7 protein-coding genes, 2 tRNA genes and 3 rRNA genes are annotated in these 16,557 nt (G+C 58.4%); 10 read left to right on the forward strand and 2 right to left on the reverse strand.

Annotated features, from left to right (window positions below):
• Nucleotides 1-132: 132 nt before the first annotated feature.
• Nucleotides 133-1,020 carry a threonine/homoserine exporter RhtA gene (gene rhtA, locus AB4N64_RS04140; RefSeq protein ID WP_460122221.1) on the reverse strand — a complete coding sequence of 296 codons (888 nt, stop codon included), beginning with the start codon at nt 1,018-1,020 and terminating at the stop codon, nt 133-135.
• Nucleotides 1,021-1,685: 665 nt separating this feature from the next.
• Here rhtA and AB4N64_RS04145 point away from each other — a divergent pair.
• The 10 genes from AB4N64_RS04145 to qhpG all read left to right on the forward strand — a co-directional run bounded on the left by AB4N64_RS04145 (nt 1,686) and on the right by qhpG (nt 14,804).
• Nucleotides 1,686-3,222: ribosomal RNA gene (locus AB4N64_RS04145) — 16S ribosomal RNA — on the forward strand.
• Between the two features lie 80 nt (nt 3,223-3,302).
• Nucleotides 3,303-3,379: transfer RNA gene (locus tag AB4N64_RS04150), tRNA-Ile, on the forward strand.
• Nucleotides 3,380-3,409: 30 nt separating this feature from the next.
• Nucleotides 3,410-3,485, forward strand: a tRNA-Ala gene (locus AB4N64_RS04155).
• A gap of 245 nt (nt 3,486-3,730) precedes the next feature.
• Nucleotides 3,731-6,624 (forward strand): 23S ribosomal RNA (locus AB4N64_RS04160).
• A gap of 144 nt (nt 6,625-6,768) precedes the next feature.
• Nucleotides 6,769-6,884, forward strand: a 5S ribosomal RNA gene (gene rrf, locus AB4N64_RS04165).
• The 16S, 23S and 5S rRNA genes sit together here with 2 tRNA genes alongside, the layout of an rRNA operon.
• Nucleotides 6,885-7,069: 185 nt before the next feature.
• Nucleotides 7,070-8,962 carry a penicillin-binding protein 2 gene (gene mrdA, locus AB4N64_RS04170; protein WP_460122223.1) on the forward strand — a complete coding sequence of 631 codons (1,893 nt, stop codon included), beginning with the start codon at nt 7,070-7,072 and terminating at the stop codon, nt 8,960-8,962.
• Nucleotides 8,963-9,213: 251 nt separating this feature from the next.
• The gene (locus tag AB4N64_RS04175; RefSeq protein ID WP_460122224.1) at nt 9,214-11,121 is read left to right on the forward strand and encodes a sigma-54-dependent Fis family transcriptional regulator; all 1,908 of its coding nucleotides are present in this window, start codon (nt 9,214-9,216) and stop codon (nt 11,119-11,121) included.
• Nucleotides 11,121-12,833: an ABC transporter ATP-binding protein gene (locus tag AB4N64_RS04180; RefSeq protein ID WP_460122226.1), complete on the forward strand. Its 1,713-nt coding sequence runs from the start codon at nt 11,121-11,123 to the stop codon at nt 12,831-12,833. The genes AB4N64_RS04175 and AB4N64_RS04180 overlap by 1 nt, the downstream gene beginning before the upstream one ends.
• The gene (gene qhpE, locus AB4N64_RS04185) at nt 12,823-13,500 is read left to right on the forward strand and encodes a subtilisin-like serine protease QhpE (protein ID WP_460122227.1); all 678 of its coding nucleotides are present in this window, start codon (nt 12,823-12,825) and stop codon (nt 13,498-13,500) included. The genes AB4N64_RS04180 and qhpE overlap by 11 nt, the downstream gene beginning before the upstream one ends.
• Nucleotides 13,497-14,804, forward strand: coding sequence for a flavin-dependent monooxygenase QhpG (gene qhpG, locus AB4N64_RS04190; protein WP_460122229.1), 1,308 nt, complete (start codon nt 13,497-13,499; stop codon nt 14,802-14,804). The genes qhpE and qhpG overlap by 4 nt, the downstream gene beginning before the upstream one ends.
• A gap of 25 nt (nt 14,805-14,829) precedes the next feature.
• On the opposite strand, the gene AB4N64_RS04195 is transcribed toward qhpG, so the two are convergent.
• Nucleotides 14,830-16,320, reverse strand: coding sequence for an aldehyde dehydrogenase family protein (locus AB4N64_RS04195; RefSeq protein WP_460122231.1), 1,491 nt, complete (start codon nt 16,318-16,320; stop codon nt 14,830-14,832).
• Nucleotides 16,321-16,557: the final 237 nt, after the last annotated feature.

The following is a 16,557-nucleotide window of genomic DNA, read 5'->3' on the forward strand; positions in this document are numbered from 1 at the left end:
CGGGTCTGGCAGTAATCGCTTTCGCTGAAGCGTCGCTGATGTCCCTATCCTGAAAAGTCCATGTTTGAGATTAAGTGCGGGCTAAACATGGCCTAAATGAGCGGCAAATACCAGAGTTTCATCATTTGCGTGTCAGTCTGCCGCGATTGCGGGCTTGGCACTGCTGCCCATGGTCAGGGTCGCGCCAACCGACGCTGAAATGATGCACATGATCGCCATCCATTGTGACAGGGTGAGGTACTCCTGAAGGAACAGGAGGCCGGACAGTGCGCCGAACGCCGGTTCGACACTCATCAGCGTGCCAAACGTGCGGGTTGGCAACCGGGTAAGGGCAATCATTTCCAGGGTGTAGGGCAGGGCCGTGGAGAGGAGGGCGACACCGATGGCCACAGGAATCAATGAAGGCGTCAGCAGGGCACTGCCAGCATGGGCGATGCCAAAAGGTGTGACAACCAGTGCGGCGATCATCACCCCCAGCGCGGCAGTCTGTACGCCGTTGTCATTGCCGGCCTTCTGCCCGAAAAGAATGTACAAGGCCCAGCAGACTCCCGCCGCCAGTGCGTAGCCTGCGCCGAGCGGGTCGATACTTGAGGTCGTTGCACCTGTCGGTATGAGCAGCATCAACCCGATCGCTGCGAGAGCGACCCACAAAAAATCGATTGCGCGGCGCGAAGCATAGATGGCGACTGCCAACGGGCCTGTGAACTCCAGCGCGACGGCAATACCCAGTGGCACTGTGCGCAGAGACATATAGAAGAGGAGGTTCATGCCGCCCAACGCTATTCCGTAGACGATGACGGTGCGCATGGATTTCGCGGTGAGTTTTGCACGCCAGGGGCGCAGCAGCGCGATCATGATCAAACTGGCGAAGATCAGTCGCAACGTGGTGGTGCCTTGGGCGCCGGCTATGGGAAACATGCTTTTGGCCAGGGAGGCGCCGGATTGGATCGACGCCATGGCTATCAACAGCAGGCCGACCGGGAATAAGGTCGAAGCAAGGCTTCGGGGTTGTTCATTCATTATGAGAGATCGTCCAGGGCAGAAATCAAAAAGCTGATTGTCGATTGAGCAATATACTGCGCACTCTCCAGGCGCGCATCTATATATAGAGGGATTTCAGGTTTTTTGATAGAAAAGCTAAATTAGATGTTGACGGCAGATTTCAGAAGTCTATAATTCGCCCCACTTCCGGCGCAGTCGAAACGGAAAACTCCTTGGTAAACAACGAGTTACGCAGTTTTCGACGGTGTTCAGCTTCAGATCATCGAAGCCTGGAAGGAGTCGGTCAGGCAGGAAGTTGTCGCTTGATAGACGGTTCGATCTTCTCGGTCGAAAGCGGTGAAAAAGAGGTGTTGACAGCAGCGTGTAACGCTGTAGAATTCGCCTCCCGCTGACGAGAGATCGGAAGCGCAAGTGGTTGAAGTTGCAGAGGAAACTTTGAAAACTTCTTAAAATAACCGCTTGACAGATACATCAGGCGCTGTAGAATGCGCGCCTCGGTTGAGACGAAAGCTCTTAACCAACCGCTCTTTAACAACTGAATCAAGCAATTCGTGTGGGTGCTTGTGGAGTCAGACTGCTAGTCAACAGATTATCAGCATCACAAGTTACTCCGCGAGAAATCAAAGATGTAACCAACGATTGCTGAGCCAAGTTTAGGGTTTTCTCAAAACCCAAAGATGTTTGAACTGAAGAGTTTGATCATGGCTCAGATTGAACGCTGGCGGCAGGCCTAACACATGCAAGTCGAGCGGTAGAGAGAAGCTTGCTTCTCTTGAGAGCGGCGGACGGGTGAGTAATGCCTAGGAATCTGCCTGGTAGTGGGGGATAACGTCCGGAAACGGACGCTAATACCGCATACGTCCTACGGGAGAAAGCAGGGGACCTTCGGGCCTTGCGCTATCAGATGAGCCTAGGTCGGATTAGCTAGTTGGTGAGGTAATGGCTCACCAAGGCGACGATCCGTAACTGGTCTGAGAGGATGATCAGTCACACTGGAACTGAGACACGGTCCAGACTCCTACGGGAGGCAGCAGTGGGGAATATTGGACAATGGGCGAAAGCCTGATCCAGCCATGCCGCGTGTGTGAAGAAGGTCTTCGGATTGTAAAGCACTTTAAGTTGGGAGGAAGGGTTGTAGGTTAATACTCTGCAATTTTGACGTTACCGACAGAATAAGCACCGGCTAACTCTGTGCCAGCAGCCGCGGTAATACAGAGGGTGCAAGCGTTAATCGGAATTACTGGGCGTAAAGCGCGCGTAGGTGGTTTGTTAAGTTGGATGTGAAAGCCCCGGGCTCAACCTGGGAACTGCATTCAAAACTGACAAGCTAGAGTATGGTAGAGGGTGGTGGAATTTCCTGTGTAGCGGTGAAATGCGTAGATATAGGAAGGAACACCAGTGGCGAAGGCGACCACCTGGACTGATACTGACACTGAGGTGCGAAAGCGTGGGGAGCAAACAGGATTAGATACCCTGGTAGTCCACGCCGTAAACGATGTCAACTAGCCGTTGGGGACCTTGAGTCTTTAGTGGCGCAGCTAACGCATTAAGTTGACCGCCTGGGGAGTACGGCCGCAAGGTTAAAACTCAAATGAATTGACGGGGGCCCGCACAAGCGGTGGAGCATGTGGTTTAATTCGAAGCAACGCGAAGAACCTTACCAGGCCTTGACATCCAATGAACTTTCCAGAGATGGATTGGTGCCTTCGGGAACATTGAGACAGGTGCTGCATGGCTGTCGTCAGCTCGTGTCGTGAGATGTTGGGTTAAGTCCCGTAACGAGCGCAACCCTTGTCCTTAGTTACCAGCACGTTATGGTGGGCACTCTAAGGAGACTGCCGGTGACAAACCGGAGGAAGGTGGGGATGACGTCAAGTCATCATGGCCCTTACGGCCTGGGCTACACACGTGCTACAATGGTCGGTACAGAGGGTTGCCAAGCCGCGAGGTGGAGCTAATCCCACAAAACCGATCGTAGTCCGGATCGCAGTCTGCAACTCGACTGCGTGAAGTCGGAATCGCTAGTAATCGCGAATCAGAATGTCGCGGTGAATACGTTCCCGGGCCTTGTACACACCGCCCGTCACACCATGGGAGTGGGTTGCACCAGAAGTAGCTAGTCTAACCTTCGGGAGGACGGTTACCACGGTGTGATTCATGACTGGGGTGAAGTCGTAACAAGGTAGCCGTAGGGGAACCTGCGGCTGGATCACCTCCTTAATCGACGACTCAGCTGCTCCATGAGCTCCCACACGAATTGCTTGATTCATTGAAGAAGACGAAAGAAGCAGCCCGAAATTGGGTCTGTAGCTCAGTTGGTTAGAGCGCACCCCTGATAAGGGTGAGGTCGGCAGTTCGAATCTGCCCAGACCCACCAATTTTGTGTGGGAAACGCCTGTAGAAATACGGGGCCATAGCTCAGCTGGGAGAGCGCCTGCCTTGCACGCAGGAGGTCAACGGTTCGATCCCGTTTGGCTCCACCACTACTGCTTCTGTTTGTAAAAGCTTAGAAATGAGCATTCCATCGAATTGATGATGAATGTTGATTTCTAGTCTTTGACTAGTTCGTTCTTTAAAAATTTGGGTATGTGATAGAAAGATAGACTGAACGTTACTTTCACTGGTAACGGATCAGGCTAAGGTAAAATTTGTGAGTGACTCTTAAGAGTTTTGCGAATTTTCGGCGAATGTCGTCTTCACAGTATAACCAGATTGCTTGGGGTTATATGGTCAAGTGAAGAAGCGCATACGGTGGATGCCTTGGCAGTCAGAGGCGATGAAAGACGTGGTAGCCTGCGAAAAGCTTCGGGGAGTCGGCAAACAGACTTTGATCCGGAGATGTCTGAATGGGGGAACCCAGCCATCATAAGATGGTTATCTTAAGCTGAATACATAGGCTTAAGAGGCGAACCAGGGGAACTGAAACATCTAAGTACCCTGAGGAAAAGAAATCAACCGAGATTCCCTTAGTAGTGGCGAGCGAACGGGGACTAGCCCTTAAGTGGCTTTGAGATTAGCGGAACGCTCTGGAAAGTGCGGCCATAGTGGGTGATAGCCCTGTACGCGAAAGTCTCTTAGTCATGAAATCGAGTAGGACGGAGCACGAGAAACTTTGTCTGAATATGGGGGGACCATCCTCCAAGGCTAAATACTACTGACTGACCGATAGTGAACTAGTACCGTGAGGGAAAGGCGAAAAGAACCCCGGAGAGGGGAGTGAAATAGATCCTGAAACCGTATGCGTACAAGCAGTGGGAGCAGACTTTGTTCTGTGACTGCGTACCTTTTGTATAATGGGTCAGCGACTTATATTCAGTGGCGAGCTTAACCGAATAGGGGAGGCGTAGCGAAAGCGAGTCTTAATAGGGCGTTTAGTCGCTGGGTATAGACCCGAAACCGGGCGATCTATCCATGGGCAGGTTGAAGGTTAGGTAACACTGACTGGAGGACCGAACCGACTACCGTTGAAAAGTTAGCGGATGACCTGTGGATCGGAGTGAAAGGCTAATCAAGCTCGGAGATAGCTGGTTCTCCTCGAAAGCTATTTAGGTAGCGCCTCATGTATCACTGTAGGGGGTAGAGCACTGTTTCGGCTAGGGGGTCATCCCGACTTACCAAACCGATGCAAACTCCGAATACCTACAAGTGCCGAGCATGGGAGACACACGGCGGGTGCTAACGTCCGTCGTGAAAAGGGAAACAACCCAGACCGTCAGCTAAGGTCCCAAAGTTATGGTTAAGTGGGAAACGATGTGGGAAGGCTTAGACAGCTAGGAGGTTGGCTTAGAAGCAGCCACCCTTTAAAGAAAGCGTAATAGCTCACTAGTCGAGTCGGCCTGCGCGGAAGATGTAACGGGGCTCAAACCATACACCGAAGCTACGGGTATCATCTTCGGATGATGCGGTAGAGGAGCGTTCTGTAAGCCTGTGAAGGTGAGTTGAGAAGCTTGCTGGAGGTATCAGAAGTGCGAATGCTGACATGAGTAACGACAATGGGTGTGAAAAACACCCACGCCGAAAGACCAAGGTTTCCTGCGCAACGTTAATCGACGCAGGGTTAGTCGGTCCCTAAGGCGAGGCTGAAAAGCGTAGTCGATGGAAAACAGGTTAATATTCCTGTACTTCTGGTTATTGCGATGGAGGGACGGAGAAGGCTAGGCCAGCTTGGCGTTGGTTGTCCAAGTTTAAGGTGGTAGGCTGGAATCTTAGGTAAATCCGGGATTCTAAGGCCGAGAGCTGATGACGAGTGTTCTTTTAGAACACGAAGTGGTTGATGCCATGCTTCCAAGAAAAGCTTCTAAGCTTCAGGTAACCAGGAACCGTACCCCAAACCGACACAGGTGGTTGGGTAGAGAATACCAAGGCGCTTGAGAGAACTCGGGTGAAGGAACTAGGCAAAATGGCACCGTAACTTCGGGAGAAGGTGCGCCGGTGAGGGTGAAGGACTTGCTCCGTAAGCCAATGCCGGTCGAAGATACCAGGCCGCTGCGACTGTTTATTAAAAACACAGCACTCTGCAAACACGAAAGTGGACGTATAGGGTGTGACGCCTGCCCGGTGCCGGAAGGTTAATTGATGGGGTTAGCTAACGCGAAGCTCTTGATCGAAGCCCCGGTAAACGGCGGCCGTAACTATAACGGTCCTAAGGTAGCGAAATTCCTTGTCGGGTAAGTTCCGACCTGCACGAATGGCGTAACGATGGCGGCGCTGTCTCCACCCGAGACTCAGTGAAATTGAAATCGCTGTGAAGATGCAGTGTATCCGCGGCTAGACGGAAAGACCCCGTGAACCTTTACTATAGCTTTGCACTGGACTTTGAATTTGCTTGTGTAGGATAGGTGGGAGGCTTTGAAGCGTGGACGCCAGTTCGCGTGGAGCCATCCTTGAAATACCACCCTGGCAACTTTGAGGTTCTAACTCAGGTCCGTTATCCGGATCGAGGACAGTGTATGGTGGGTAGTTTGACTGGGGCGGTCTCCTCCTAAAGAGTAACGGAGGAGTACGAAGGTGCGCTCAGACCGGTCGGAAATCGGTCGTAGAGTATAAAGGCAAAAGCGCGCTTGACTGCGAGACAGACACGTCGAGCAGGTACGAAAGTAGGTCTTAGTGATCCGGTGGTTCTGTATGGAAGGGCCATCGCTCAACGGATAAAAGGTACTCCGGGGATAACAGGCTGATACCGCCCAAGAGTTCATATCGACGGCGGTGTTTGGCACCTCGATGTCGGCTCATCACATCCTGGGGCTGAAGCCGGTCCCAAGGGTATGGCTGTTCGCCATTTAAAGTGGTACGCGAGCTGGGTTTAGAACGTCGTGAGACAGTTCGGTCCCTATCTGCCGTGGACGTTTGAGATTTGAGAGGGGCTGCTCCTAGTACGAGAGGACCGGAGTGGACGAACCTCTGGTGTTCCGGTTGTCACGCCAGTGGCATTGCCGGGTAGCTATGTTCGGGAAAGATAACCGCTGAAAGCATCTAAGCGGGAAACTTGCCTCAAGATGAGATCTCACTGGAACCTTGAGTTCCCTGAAGGGCCGTCGAAGACTACGACGTTGATAGGTTGGGTGTGTAAGCGCTGTGAGGCGTTGAGCTAACCAATACTAATTGCCCGTGAGGCTTGACCATATAACACCCAAGCAATTTGAGTCGAAAGGCCAGATTGCGGTGTTGTGAAGACGAAACGAACCGAAAGTTTGCGACTCACAAAGCCGAAAGCCATCACATACCCGATTCGCTGGAATGTCGAAAGACACGTCAGCTCAAGAATTTCTTGACGACCATAGAGCATTGGAACCACCTGATCCCATCCCGAACTCAGCAGTGAAACGATGCATCGCCGATGGTAGTGTGGGGTTTCCCCATGTGAGAGTAGGTCATCGTCAAGATTAAATTCCGAAACCCCAATTGCGAAAGCAGTTGGGGTTTTGTTTTTGTCCCGGGAAAAGTCTGGCTGACGGAATCGTCATCAAGCATGCCCTTCGTTTTTGATATGGTGCTCTTCCATTTTTTCACGGACTGATTTCTAGCCTAGGAACGGCGCTTCATTGCCAGTCAAAGAGCAGCTGTAGAAATGCCCGAACCGATTCCGATCAAGGATCACGAGAAAGAGACGCGCCTGGTCAACAAAAGGCTGATGGCGTGCGCGCTGTTCGTCGTCGCCATCATGTGTACGCTGGTTGCGCGTATGTATGTGCTCCAAGTGATGGAGTTCGATTATCACTCGACGATCTCCGAGAACAATCGTGTCCATGTCTTGCCGATCACCCCGACCAGAGGGCTGATCTACGACCGCAACGGTGTGATCCTGGCCGACAACCGTCCCAGCTTCAACCTGACCATCACCCGCGAACGCGCCACCGACGTCAAGCAAGAGCTGGACGAGGTCGTCAACCTCCTGCATTTGTCCGCCGAAGATCGCGCGTTGTTCGACAAGGCGATGAAGCAGGGGCGTCATCCCTTCGTGCCCGTCACCCTGTTTTACGAGCTGAGTGAAGAACAGATCGCCGTGCTTGCCGTCAATGAATTTCGCCTGCCCGGGATCGATGTCGAACCGCAGTTCGTTCGTCACTACCCCATGGCCGAGCATTTCGCCCATTCGATCGGCTACGTCGGTCGTATCAATGAAAAGGAAGCCAAGGCGCTGGACACGGTTGAATACCGTGGCACCCAATCCATCGGCAAGACCGGCATCGAGAAATTCTACGAGTCAGAACTGCACGGCCACGTGGGTTATGAAGAAGTTGAGACCAATGCCCAGGGCCGAGTCCTGCGCGTGCTCAAACATACCGATCCCATACCCGGCAAAAACATCGTCCTGAGCCTGGACGCCAAGCTTCAGCAAGCCGCTGAGGATGCACTCGGGGACCGTCGCGGCTCGGTGGTTGCTCTCGATCCGTCCACCGGTGAAGTGCTGGCCATGGTCAGCAAACCCAGTTTTGACCCGAATCTGTTCGTCACGGGAATCAGCTTCAAGGAATACGCGGCGCTGCATGATTCCATCGACCGCCCATTGTTCAACCGTGTCCTCAGGGGCCTCTATGCGCCCGGTTCGACAATCAAGCCTGAAGTGGCAATCGCCGGTCTGGATGCCGGTGTAGTTACACCCCAGACTCGCGTCTTCGATCCCGGTTACTACCAGTTGCCGGACTACGATCACAAATACCGCAACTGGAACCACAGCGGTGACGGCTGGGTGGACATGGACGCGGCGATCATGCGTTCCAACGACACTTACTTTTACGATCTGGCCCACAAGCTGGGCATCGACCGCCTGCATGACTACATGGCGATGTTTGGTCTCGGTGAGAAAGTGTCGCTGGACATGAACGAAGAGTCTGCTGGCCTGATGCCGTCCCAGGCCTGGAAGCGTGTGACGCGCCGTCAGGCGTGGTTCCCAGGCGAAACCGTGATCCTTGGCATCGGTCAGGGGTACATGCAGGTCACCCCGCTGCAACTCGCACAGGCCACCGCGCTGATCGCCAATAAGGGTGTCTGGAACCGCCCGCACCTGGCCAAGACCGTGGACGGTGTCGCTCCGGTTGATGAACACCCCATGCCCAACATCCTGCTCAAGGACCCGCGTGACTGGGAGCAGGTCAACCACGGCATGCAGATGGTCATGCACGATGCGCGCGGCATTGCACGTGCAGCCGCGCAAGGCGCTCAGTACCGCATCGCCGGCAAGAGCGGCACCGCGCAAGTGGTCGCGATCAAGCAGGGCGAACGTTACAACCGTGAGAAAACCCTCGAGCGTCACCGCGACAACGCCTTGTTCGTCGGTTTCGCCCCGGCCGAGCACCCGAAGATCGTGATATCGGTGATGATCGAAAACGGCGAGGCCGGTGGCCGTGTCGCGGGGCCTGTGGTGCGGCAGATCATGGATGCCTGGTTGCTGGATCAGGATGGGCACCTCAAGCCCCAGTATGCGACGCCTAGCAAGGTGCCTGGGGATCCGCATGTTTGATCTGGGGTTCTTTAGCGCCTGATAGGCCGTCTTCGCGGGCAAGCCCGCTCCCACAGTGGCCGGTGTCGTTCACATATCCTGTGTACAACCCGTAACCCTGTGGGAGCGGGCTTGCCCGCGAAGAACGATAACGCGGTCCCCCCATGAAACCACAAGCGCCGTAAGGCACTTGCCATCGCCCTGACGTTAACGTAAAGATGCTTCAGGGCGCCGATGTTCGAAGGCGCAGGGCGGACGACCCGGAGCGCTTGATGACGCTGATAAAAACAAACTCCCCCAAACTTCACCGTGAAGCCCGGTTGGCTCGGGAAAAACTCCACCTGGAAGGCGAAGTACCTGACGGTGTGCTGCGGGCCGAGATCGATGCTTCGTGGCGACGCAGCTTGAGTCATGGCGTGCATTTCAACAGCAAGCATGAATTGGCGCTGGAATCGAGCGCGAGCCTTGACGTGCTATTGAGCAATAATCGCTTGTTGATTGACGCCGCATTGCCCGCCATCGATTACCTGGCCGAGCGTCAGGGCAAGGAAGGGTTGATCATCCTCGCAAATTCCGATGCTACCATCCTGGCCGTCGAGGGCCGTGCCGATCGACTCAAGGGCAGTGGCCTGCAAGACATCGCCCTGGGGGCCTGCTGGAGCGAAGCCGCTCGTGGCACCAACGCACTGGGTACTGCCCTGGTGGAAGCCCGGCCAACGATGATTGATTGCGGCGAACACTACCTGGATCGCCTGACTGATTTTTCCTGCACTTCCGTGCCGATCTACTGCCCGCAAGGAGACATCCTCGGCGTCCTCGACTTGACCCGCGAAGGCCCGCTCGGCCGCGTTCACGACAGCACCGCGCTGCTGGCCCTGGCCGTCAGCCAAATCGAGAGCCGGGTGTTCAACGCCAGTTTTCCCGACCAGATTGTGTTGGCCTTCCATAGCCGTCGGCAATACCTCGAGTCGCCCTGGCAAGGGCTGCTGGCTGTGAGCCTCGGAGGACAGATCCTCGCGGTCAGCGCCCAGGCCTGCCAGTTGTTGGGGGCCGAGCGCTCGGCGCTGGTAGGGAGGCGTTGCGAAGAGTTTCTCGGCGTGGATGGCCTGCAATTGCTTTCACGCCTGCATCAGGGTGGCGCCGGCAGCCTGCAGACCGCCAAGGGCGAGTTCTTCTACAAAACCCTGCGCGCTCCCCTGCGCTCACTCAATGTCAGCGCACCCGCGCCGCGCAGCACCACGAAAACCGCGAAGACAGCCCCGGACCTGGAATCCCTGGCCGGCAGCAATAGCCGTTACGCCCGCGCCTTGCGGATGGCGCGTCAGGGCCTGGCCAACGAGTTGCCGGTGTTGCTGCTCGGTGAAACCGGCACCGGCAAGGAAGTCATTGCCCGCGCCCTGCACATGGCCGGCAGCCGCGCAGACAAACCCTTCGTCGCGGTGAATTGCGCGGCGATCCCTGAAGGCCTGATCGAGTCTGAATTGTTCGGCTATCGCGAAGGCGCCTTCACCGGTTCGCGACGGGGCGGCATGATCGGCCGTTTGCAGCAGGCCCATGGCGGCACCTTGTTCCTCGATGAAATCGGCGACATGCCCTTCGCGTTACAGGCACGTCTGCTGCGGGTGTTGCAGGACCGCAAGGTGGCACCATTGGGGGCGGGCGAAGAGCAGGACATCGACGTCGCCCTGATCTGCGCGACCCACCGTGACCTCAAGCGCCTGGTCGAAGACAAGCATTTTCGCGAAGACCTGTTCTATCGCGTCAACGGCATCAGCGTGATGCTCCCGGCGTTGCGCGAGCGCGACGATTTCAGTGCGCTGGTGAGTCGGCTGCTGGCACGGCTCGACGCGCCGAGCGTAGTCCTGCACGACGATCTCGGGCGGCTGCTCGCCGGTTACCACTGGCCGGGCAACATTCGCCAACTGGAAATGGTCCTGCGCACCGCACTGGCCATGCGTGAGCCGGGCGAGAGTGTGCTCACCCTCGATCACCTGCCCGACAGCATGCTCGACGAATTGACCGCCAACGAACGTCCGCAGGCAGGTAGTATCCGCGAGAATGAACTGGAGATGATTCGCCAGTCCCTGGACAGCCATCAGGGCAACGTCTCGGCAGCCGCCGACGCCCTGGGCATCAGCCGTGCGACCCTTTACCGCAAACTCAAACAGTTGCGTTCCTGATGTGGATTGTTCGGCTGGTCGACAGCCACAACCCCGAAGCCCTCCAAGCGGCGCTGCACTGGCTGTACGGTTTCGTCAGGCCGCAGCGCCTGGCAATCGTCGGGCTGCTTGGGCTGTCGGTCTGCGCATCGGCGCTGGTGTTGGTGCAACCCTGGCTGACCAAGCTGTTGATCGACGATGGCCTGCTGGCCCGTAACTTCCCGATGCTGGTGCTGATCGCCGTGTTGATGATCGTCGCCGGGCTGCTCGGCACGGCACTCTCGGGAATCAATCGTTACCTGCACACGCGGCTGTCCGGGCGGATTCTGTTCGCGCTGCGCGACGACCTCTATCGCCACCTGCAGACCCTTTCGCCCGGTTTCTACGGGCAACGGCGCATTGGCGACCTGATGTCGCGCCTGGATGGTGATGTCGCGGAGATCCAGCGCTTTGCCGTGGATTCGTTGTTTTCCGCCGTGTCCAGCGTGATCGGCCTGGTGGTCGCCGTGGCGATGCTGGTGACCCTGTCGTGGCAACTTTCCCTGCTGGCGTTGGTGCTGATTCCCCTCGACGTGTTGTGGCTGCGTTGGATGAGGCGCAAGGTCGAACGTGACGTGCGGCAGTTGCGTGAGCGATCGGCAGACATGTCCTCGTTCATGGTCGAGACACTGCCGGTGATGAAGTTCATCCAGTCGGCCGGGCAGCAACAGCGCGAATCTCGGCGGCTGGAGTCTCTGGGGCAGGGCTACATGAGTCAGTTGTTGCGCCTGCAGGTCACCGAGTTTTTCACCCAGGCCGTGCCGGGCACATTGACCTCATTGTCCCGTGCCTGTGCATTCCTGATCGGCGGTTACTGGGTGGTGCAGGGCACCTGGCAATTGGGTGCGCTGATCGCGTTTTCAACGTACCTGGGCATGGCCGTCGGGCCGGTGCAGAGCTTGCTGGGACTGTATGTGGCCATACAGCGCATGACCGTCAGCCTCGGCCGTGTGATGGAGTTGCGCGGCGAAGAGCCAACCGTGCTGACCCCGGCCGAACCCCAGCCAATGCCGGCGTGCGGCGACTTGCGTTTTGACGACGTGCACTTCAGCCATCCGGGTCGGCCGGCGACCCTGAGCGGGATCCAGGCACAGATACCTTACGGTGTGAAAGTGGCCCTCAGCGGTGGCTCCGGGGTGGGCAAGTCGACGTTGATCGACCTGTTGCAACGCCATCACGATCCGCAGTCCGGTCGGGTACTGCTGGGCGAGACCGATGTACGCGAACTGGACCTGATGCAATTGCGCAGGCAGATCGCCGTTGTCAGCCAGGACATCGTGCTGTTTCGCGGCAGCCTTGCCGACAACCTCGCCTACGCGGTGCCGGATGCAAACCGCGAAGCCATTGCCAAAGTGGCACACCTGGCGCAACTCGACAGCCTGATCGCCTCCCTGCCCGAAGGCCTCGACAGCCCGTTGGGCGAACGTGGCCAACAGTTGTCCGGCGGGCAGAAACAGCGCATCGCGATTGCTCGGGCGCTGTTGCAGGATCCGATGATCCTGGTGCTGGACGAAGCGACCTCGGCGGTGGACGAAGCCACCGAGCGCGAAGTGATCGAGGCCATCGACCGATTGTTTGCCGGGCGTACGCGCATCCTCATCAGCCATCGGCCTTCCACCCTGGCTGACGCCGACCTGCGCTTCGAACTGATCGATGGCGTGCTGACGTCGAAAACGGTGGCCCATGAAGCGTGAGCTGCGAATCGGCGTGGTCGACAGCGGGCATTCGGCGGCGCAGCGGGTGCAGGTGGTTGCCGGTCGGCGGTTCTCGTTGCTCGAAGACGCCTTGCTTGAGGATGCCTTGCACGACGACGTCCTTGGCCACGGCAGTGCGGTGATCGAGGCGATTAGCCGACGGGCCCCCGGGGCGCTGTTCTGCGTGGCCCAGGTGTTCGATCAACGCGGTGTCACCACTGCCTTGCAGATCGCCACGGCCATCGACTGGCTGGTGGCGCAGGATGTGCGGCTGATCAATCTCAGCCTCGGCTTGCGCCAGGACCGCAACCTGCTGCGTGAGGCCTGTGCAATGGCGGTCGAGCGGGGCGTTTTGCTGTGCGCCTCCAGCCCGGCCCAGGGTGAGGGTGTTTACCCGGCCCGTTATCCACAAGTGCTGCGGATCACCGGCGATGCGCGTTGCGCGGAGCAGGAGTGGTCCTGGCTGGACAGCGCCCAGGCGGATTTCGCCGCGTGCGTGCATGGCACTTATCCTGGGCAATCGGGGGCGAGCCTGGGGTGTGCGGCGCTAAGCGGGCACATCGCCGCTTTTCTGTTGGAGCACCCCGAGGCGAGCAATCAGCAGATCATCGATCGTCTGCGAGACAACGCCCGTTATCGCGGTCCTGAACGGCGTAGTGGGCCATGATCGCGATTCTTGGCGCAGGCCCTGCCGGGGCGGCCGTGGCCCTGGGTCTGCGCCGATTGGGCTTTGAGGTGACGCTGGTATCCGAGTGGCGCCGGTTCGCGGCGCTGGAAGGTGTGTCCGTGCGGGTGTTGGAAGCCTTGCGCGGCGCCGGCCTGCACCACGCGCTGGCCGAGGCGACGCTGCCGTCCCAGCGTCAGGTGTCATGGAATGGCCAGCAGCACGCGCAGAACATCGAGTATCTGCTCGATCGCCCGGCGTTCGACCGTGGCCTGCGCGAAGACCTGCGCCTGGCCGGTGTTGAACTGATCGAGGGCCGCGTGCTGGGCGTGCAGTCATTGGCCACGGGGGCGCGGATCGAGATCGAAGGGCATGGCGTACTCGCCTGTGACTTCCTGGTGGAAGCTCGCGGTCGTCAGGCGCCGGCCTCGCACAAAGCACTGGGCAAGGGGCTGCGCGGGCCGGAGACGGTCAGCCTGCTCAACCGCTGGCAAGGCCCGCCGGGCGAGACCGCCAGCGCCGTGGAGAGCCTTGAGGACGGCTGGGCGTGGATGGCGCGGCGGGCGGACGGCCAATGCTACTGGCAATGGACGGTGGACGTGGCCAGCGCGCAACTGCCGGGAAAGGCGCAGTTGCTCGAATATTGCCGCCAGCGGCGCCAGGGCTCGGCGTTGGGGCGGGCGTTTTTCGGCGCCGATGCCGAGGCCAAGGTCGAAGCGCAATTGCATGCACGCAGCAGCACGGCGATCTTGAGCCCGCAGGTGTGTGGTGATCAGTGGATTCGTGTCGGCGACGCGGCGATGGCGGTGGACCCGCTGTCGGGCAACGGGATTTTCCAGTCGTTGTCCTCGGCGTTGCAGGCGCCGGTGGTGATCAACACGCTGCTGCGAAAACCGGAACGGGCGGCCCTGGCCCAGCGATTTCACCAGCAGCGGGTGGAGCAGCTGTTTCTTCGTTTTGCGCGCATCGGCCGGGACTTTTATGCCGATGAGCAGCGCTGGGCGGATCAGCCGTTCTGGCTGGCCCGGCGGCAATGGCCGGACGCCGAGGTGGCGCATGCCCAGGCGGATTTTGCGTCACTGCGCATAGAGCGGGCGCCGGTGTTGCGCGATGGGTTTGTCGATGAGGCCGAGGTGGTGATCACGGCGGATCAACCGTTGGGGATCTGGCATGTGCAGGGGATAGAGCTGGCGCCGTTGCTGCGGCGCTTGTCGGTGGAGCCGGTAGGGCAGGTGTTGGCAGGGTTGTCGGTGGAGCAGGGGAAGGTGGTCAGGGGGTGGTTGTTGGCTCAGGGGTATAAGCCCTGAGCCTTGTGTTGGCAGGGCGCCGCAATTACAACTTGATCAACACCGACTTCAACTCCGTGTAATGCTCAATCGCCGCATACCCCATCTCCCGCCCGACCCCCGACATTTTGTAACCGCCGAACGGCAATGCCGGGTCCAGCGCGCTGTGGCAGTTGACCCACACTGAACCCGACTTGATTCGCGGGATCATCCGGTGCACCGCCGCCAGGTCGTTCGACCATATACTCGCCCCCAGCCCATAAGGGCTGTCGTTGGCCAGGCGCAAGGCTTCGGCCTCATCGTCGAACGGAATCGCCACCAGCACCGGGCCGAAGATTTCTTCCTGTACCAGCGAGTGTTTCTGGTCGACGTCGACGATGACCGTCGGTTTGACGAAATACCCCGGGCCGAACTGTTCGCCGCCACAGGCGATGGTCGCGCCGCTTTCGCGGCCCTTTTCAATGTAGCCGTAGACCCGTTCCTGCTGCCGCGCTGAGATCAGTGGCCCCATCTCGACGCTTGGGTCCAGGCCGTTGCCGAGTTTCATCGCGTTGGCGATCCCGGCGATGTCCGCTACCACGTTGTCGAAGTGCTTGCGCTGGACATACAGGCGCGAGCCTGCGCAACAGACCTGGCCCTGATTGAAGAAGATCGCGCTAGCCGCACCGGCCGCCGCGCTGGAAAGGTCGGCGTCGGCCATGACGATGGTCGGCGATTTGCCGCCCAGTTCCAGGGTGACACGGGTCATCGAATCCATGGCGATCTTGCCGATCTGCTTGCCTACGGCGGTGGAGCCGGTGAACGTCAGCTTGTCCACCAGCGGGTTGTGGGTCAGGGCGGAGCCTGCGGTGATGCCGGTGCCGGTCACCACGTTGAACACGCCTTCGGGGTAGCCGGCTTCCAGTACCAGTTCCGCCAGCTTCAGCGCCGTCAGTGGGGTTTCGTCGGCGGGCTTGAGCACCACGGTGCAGCCGGTGGCCAGGGCCGGGCCGAGTTTCCAGCAGGCCAGCAGGAGGGGGAAGTTCCAGGCGACGATGGCGCCGACCACGCCCACCGCTTCACGGCGGATAAAACTGTGGAATTGCTCGTTGGGCATCAGCGGCGCCGAGACATCCACCGTCGAGCCTTCGATCTTGGTCGCCCAACCGGCCATGTAGCGCAGGAAGTCGATGGCCAGTTGCATGTCCATCACTTGGGCCACGGCCGCGCTCTTGCCGTTGTTCAAGCATTCGAGTTGCGCCAGCAGTTCGGCGTCGCGCTGCATCAGGTCGGCAAGTTTCCACAACAGGTTCTGCCGCTCGCGCGGTCGGGTGCGGGTCCAGGCCGAATCATCGAACGCCTGGCGAGCGGCGAGCACTGCGCGATCAACATCTTCGGGCGTCGCCCGAGGCACCACGCAGAGCACCTCGCCGGTGGCCGGGTTGTGCAACGGCATGGTCTGGCCATCGGAGGCCTCGACCCAGTCGCCTCCGACCAACATGCGCGGAGCGCGCTGGATGAAAGCCGTGGTGGCAGGGAGCAGGTTGGGAAGCGACATGTTGAAACCTCGTCTTGTTCGTGTGACGAGGTCTTTCGCAATGGGTGTGCCAGTTGTGGGTTTTGCTGGCGGGAGCCCGAGCGGGCGGGTTTTCCCGTTGTTTGCGCGATCGTAAAGTCATCGCCAGACGTCGCAATTTGCGACGACATGAGACAACGACAACATCGCCTCCTGTAGGAGCGAGCTTGTCGAGGCGTCGAACCGTCGCGATGGTCGTCAACGATGACGCTGGCTGCC

This window comes from Pseudomonas sp. S2_C03, from assembly GCF_054668405.1.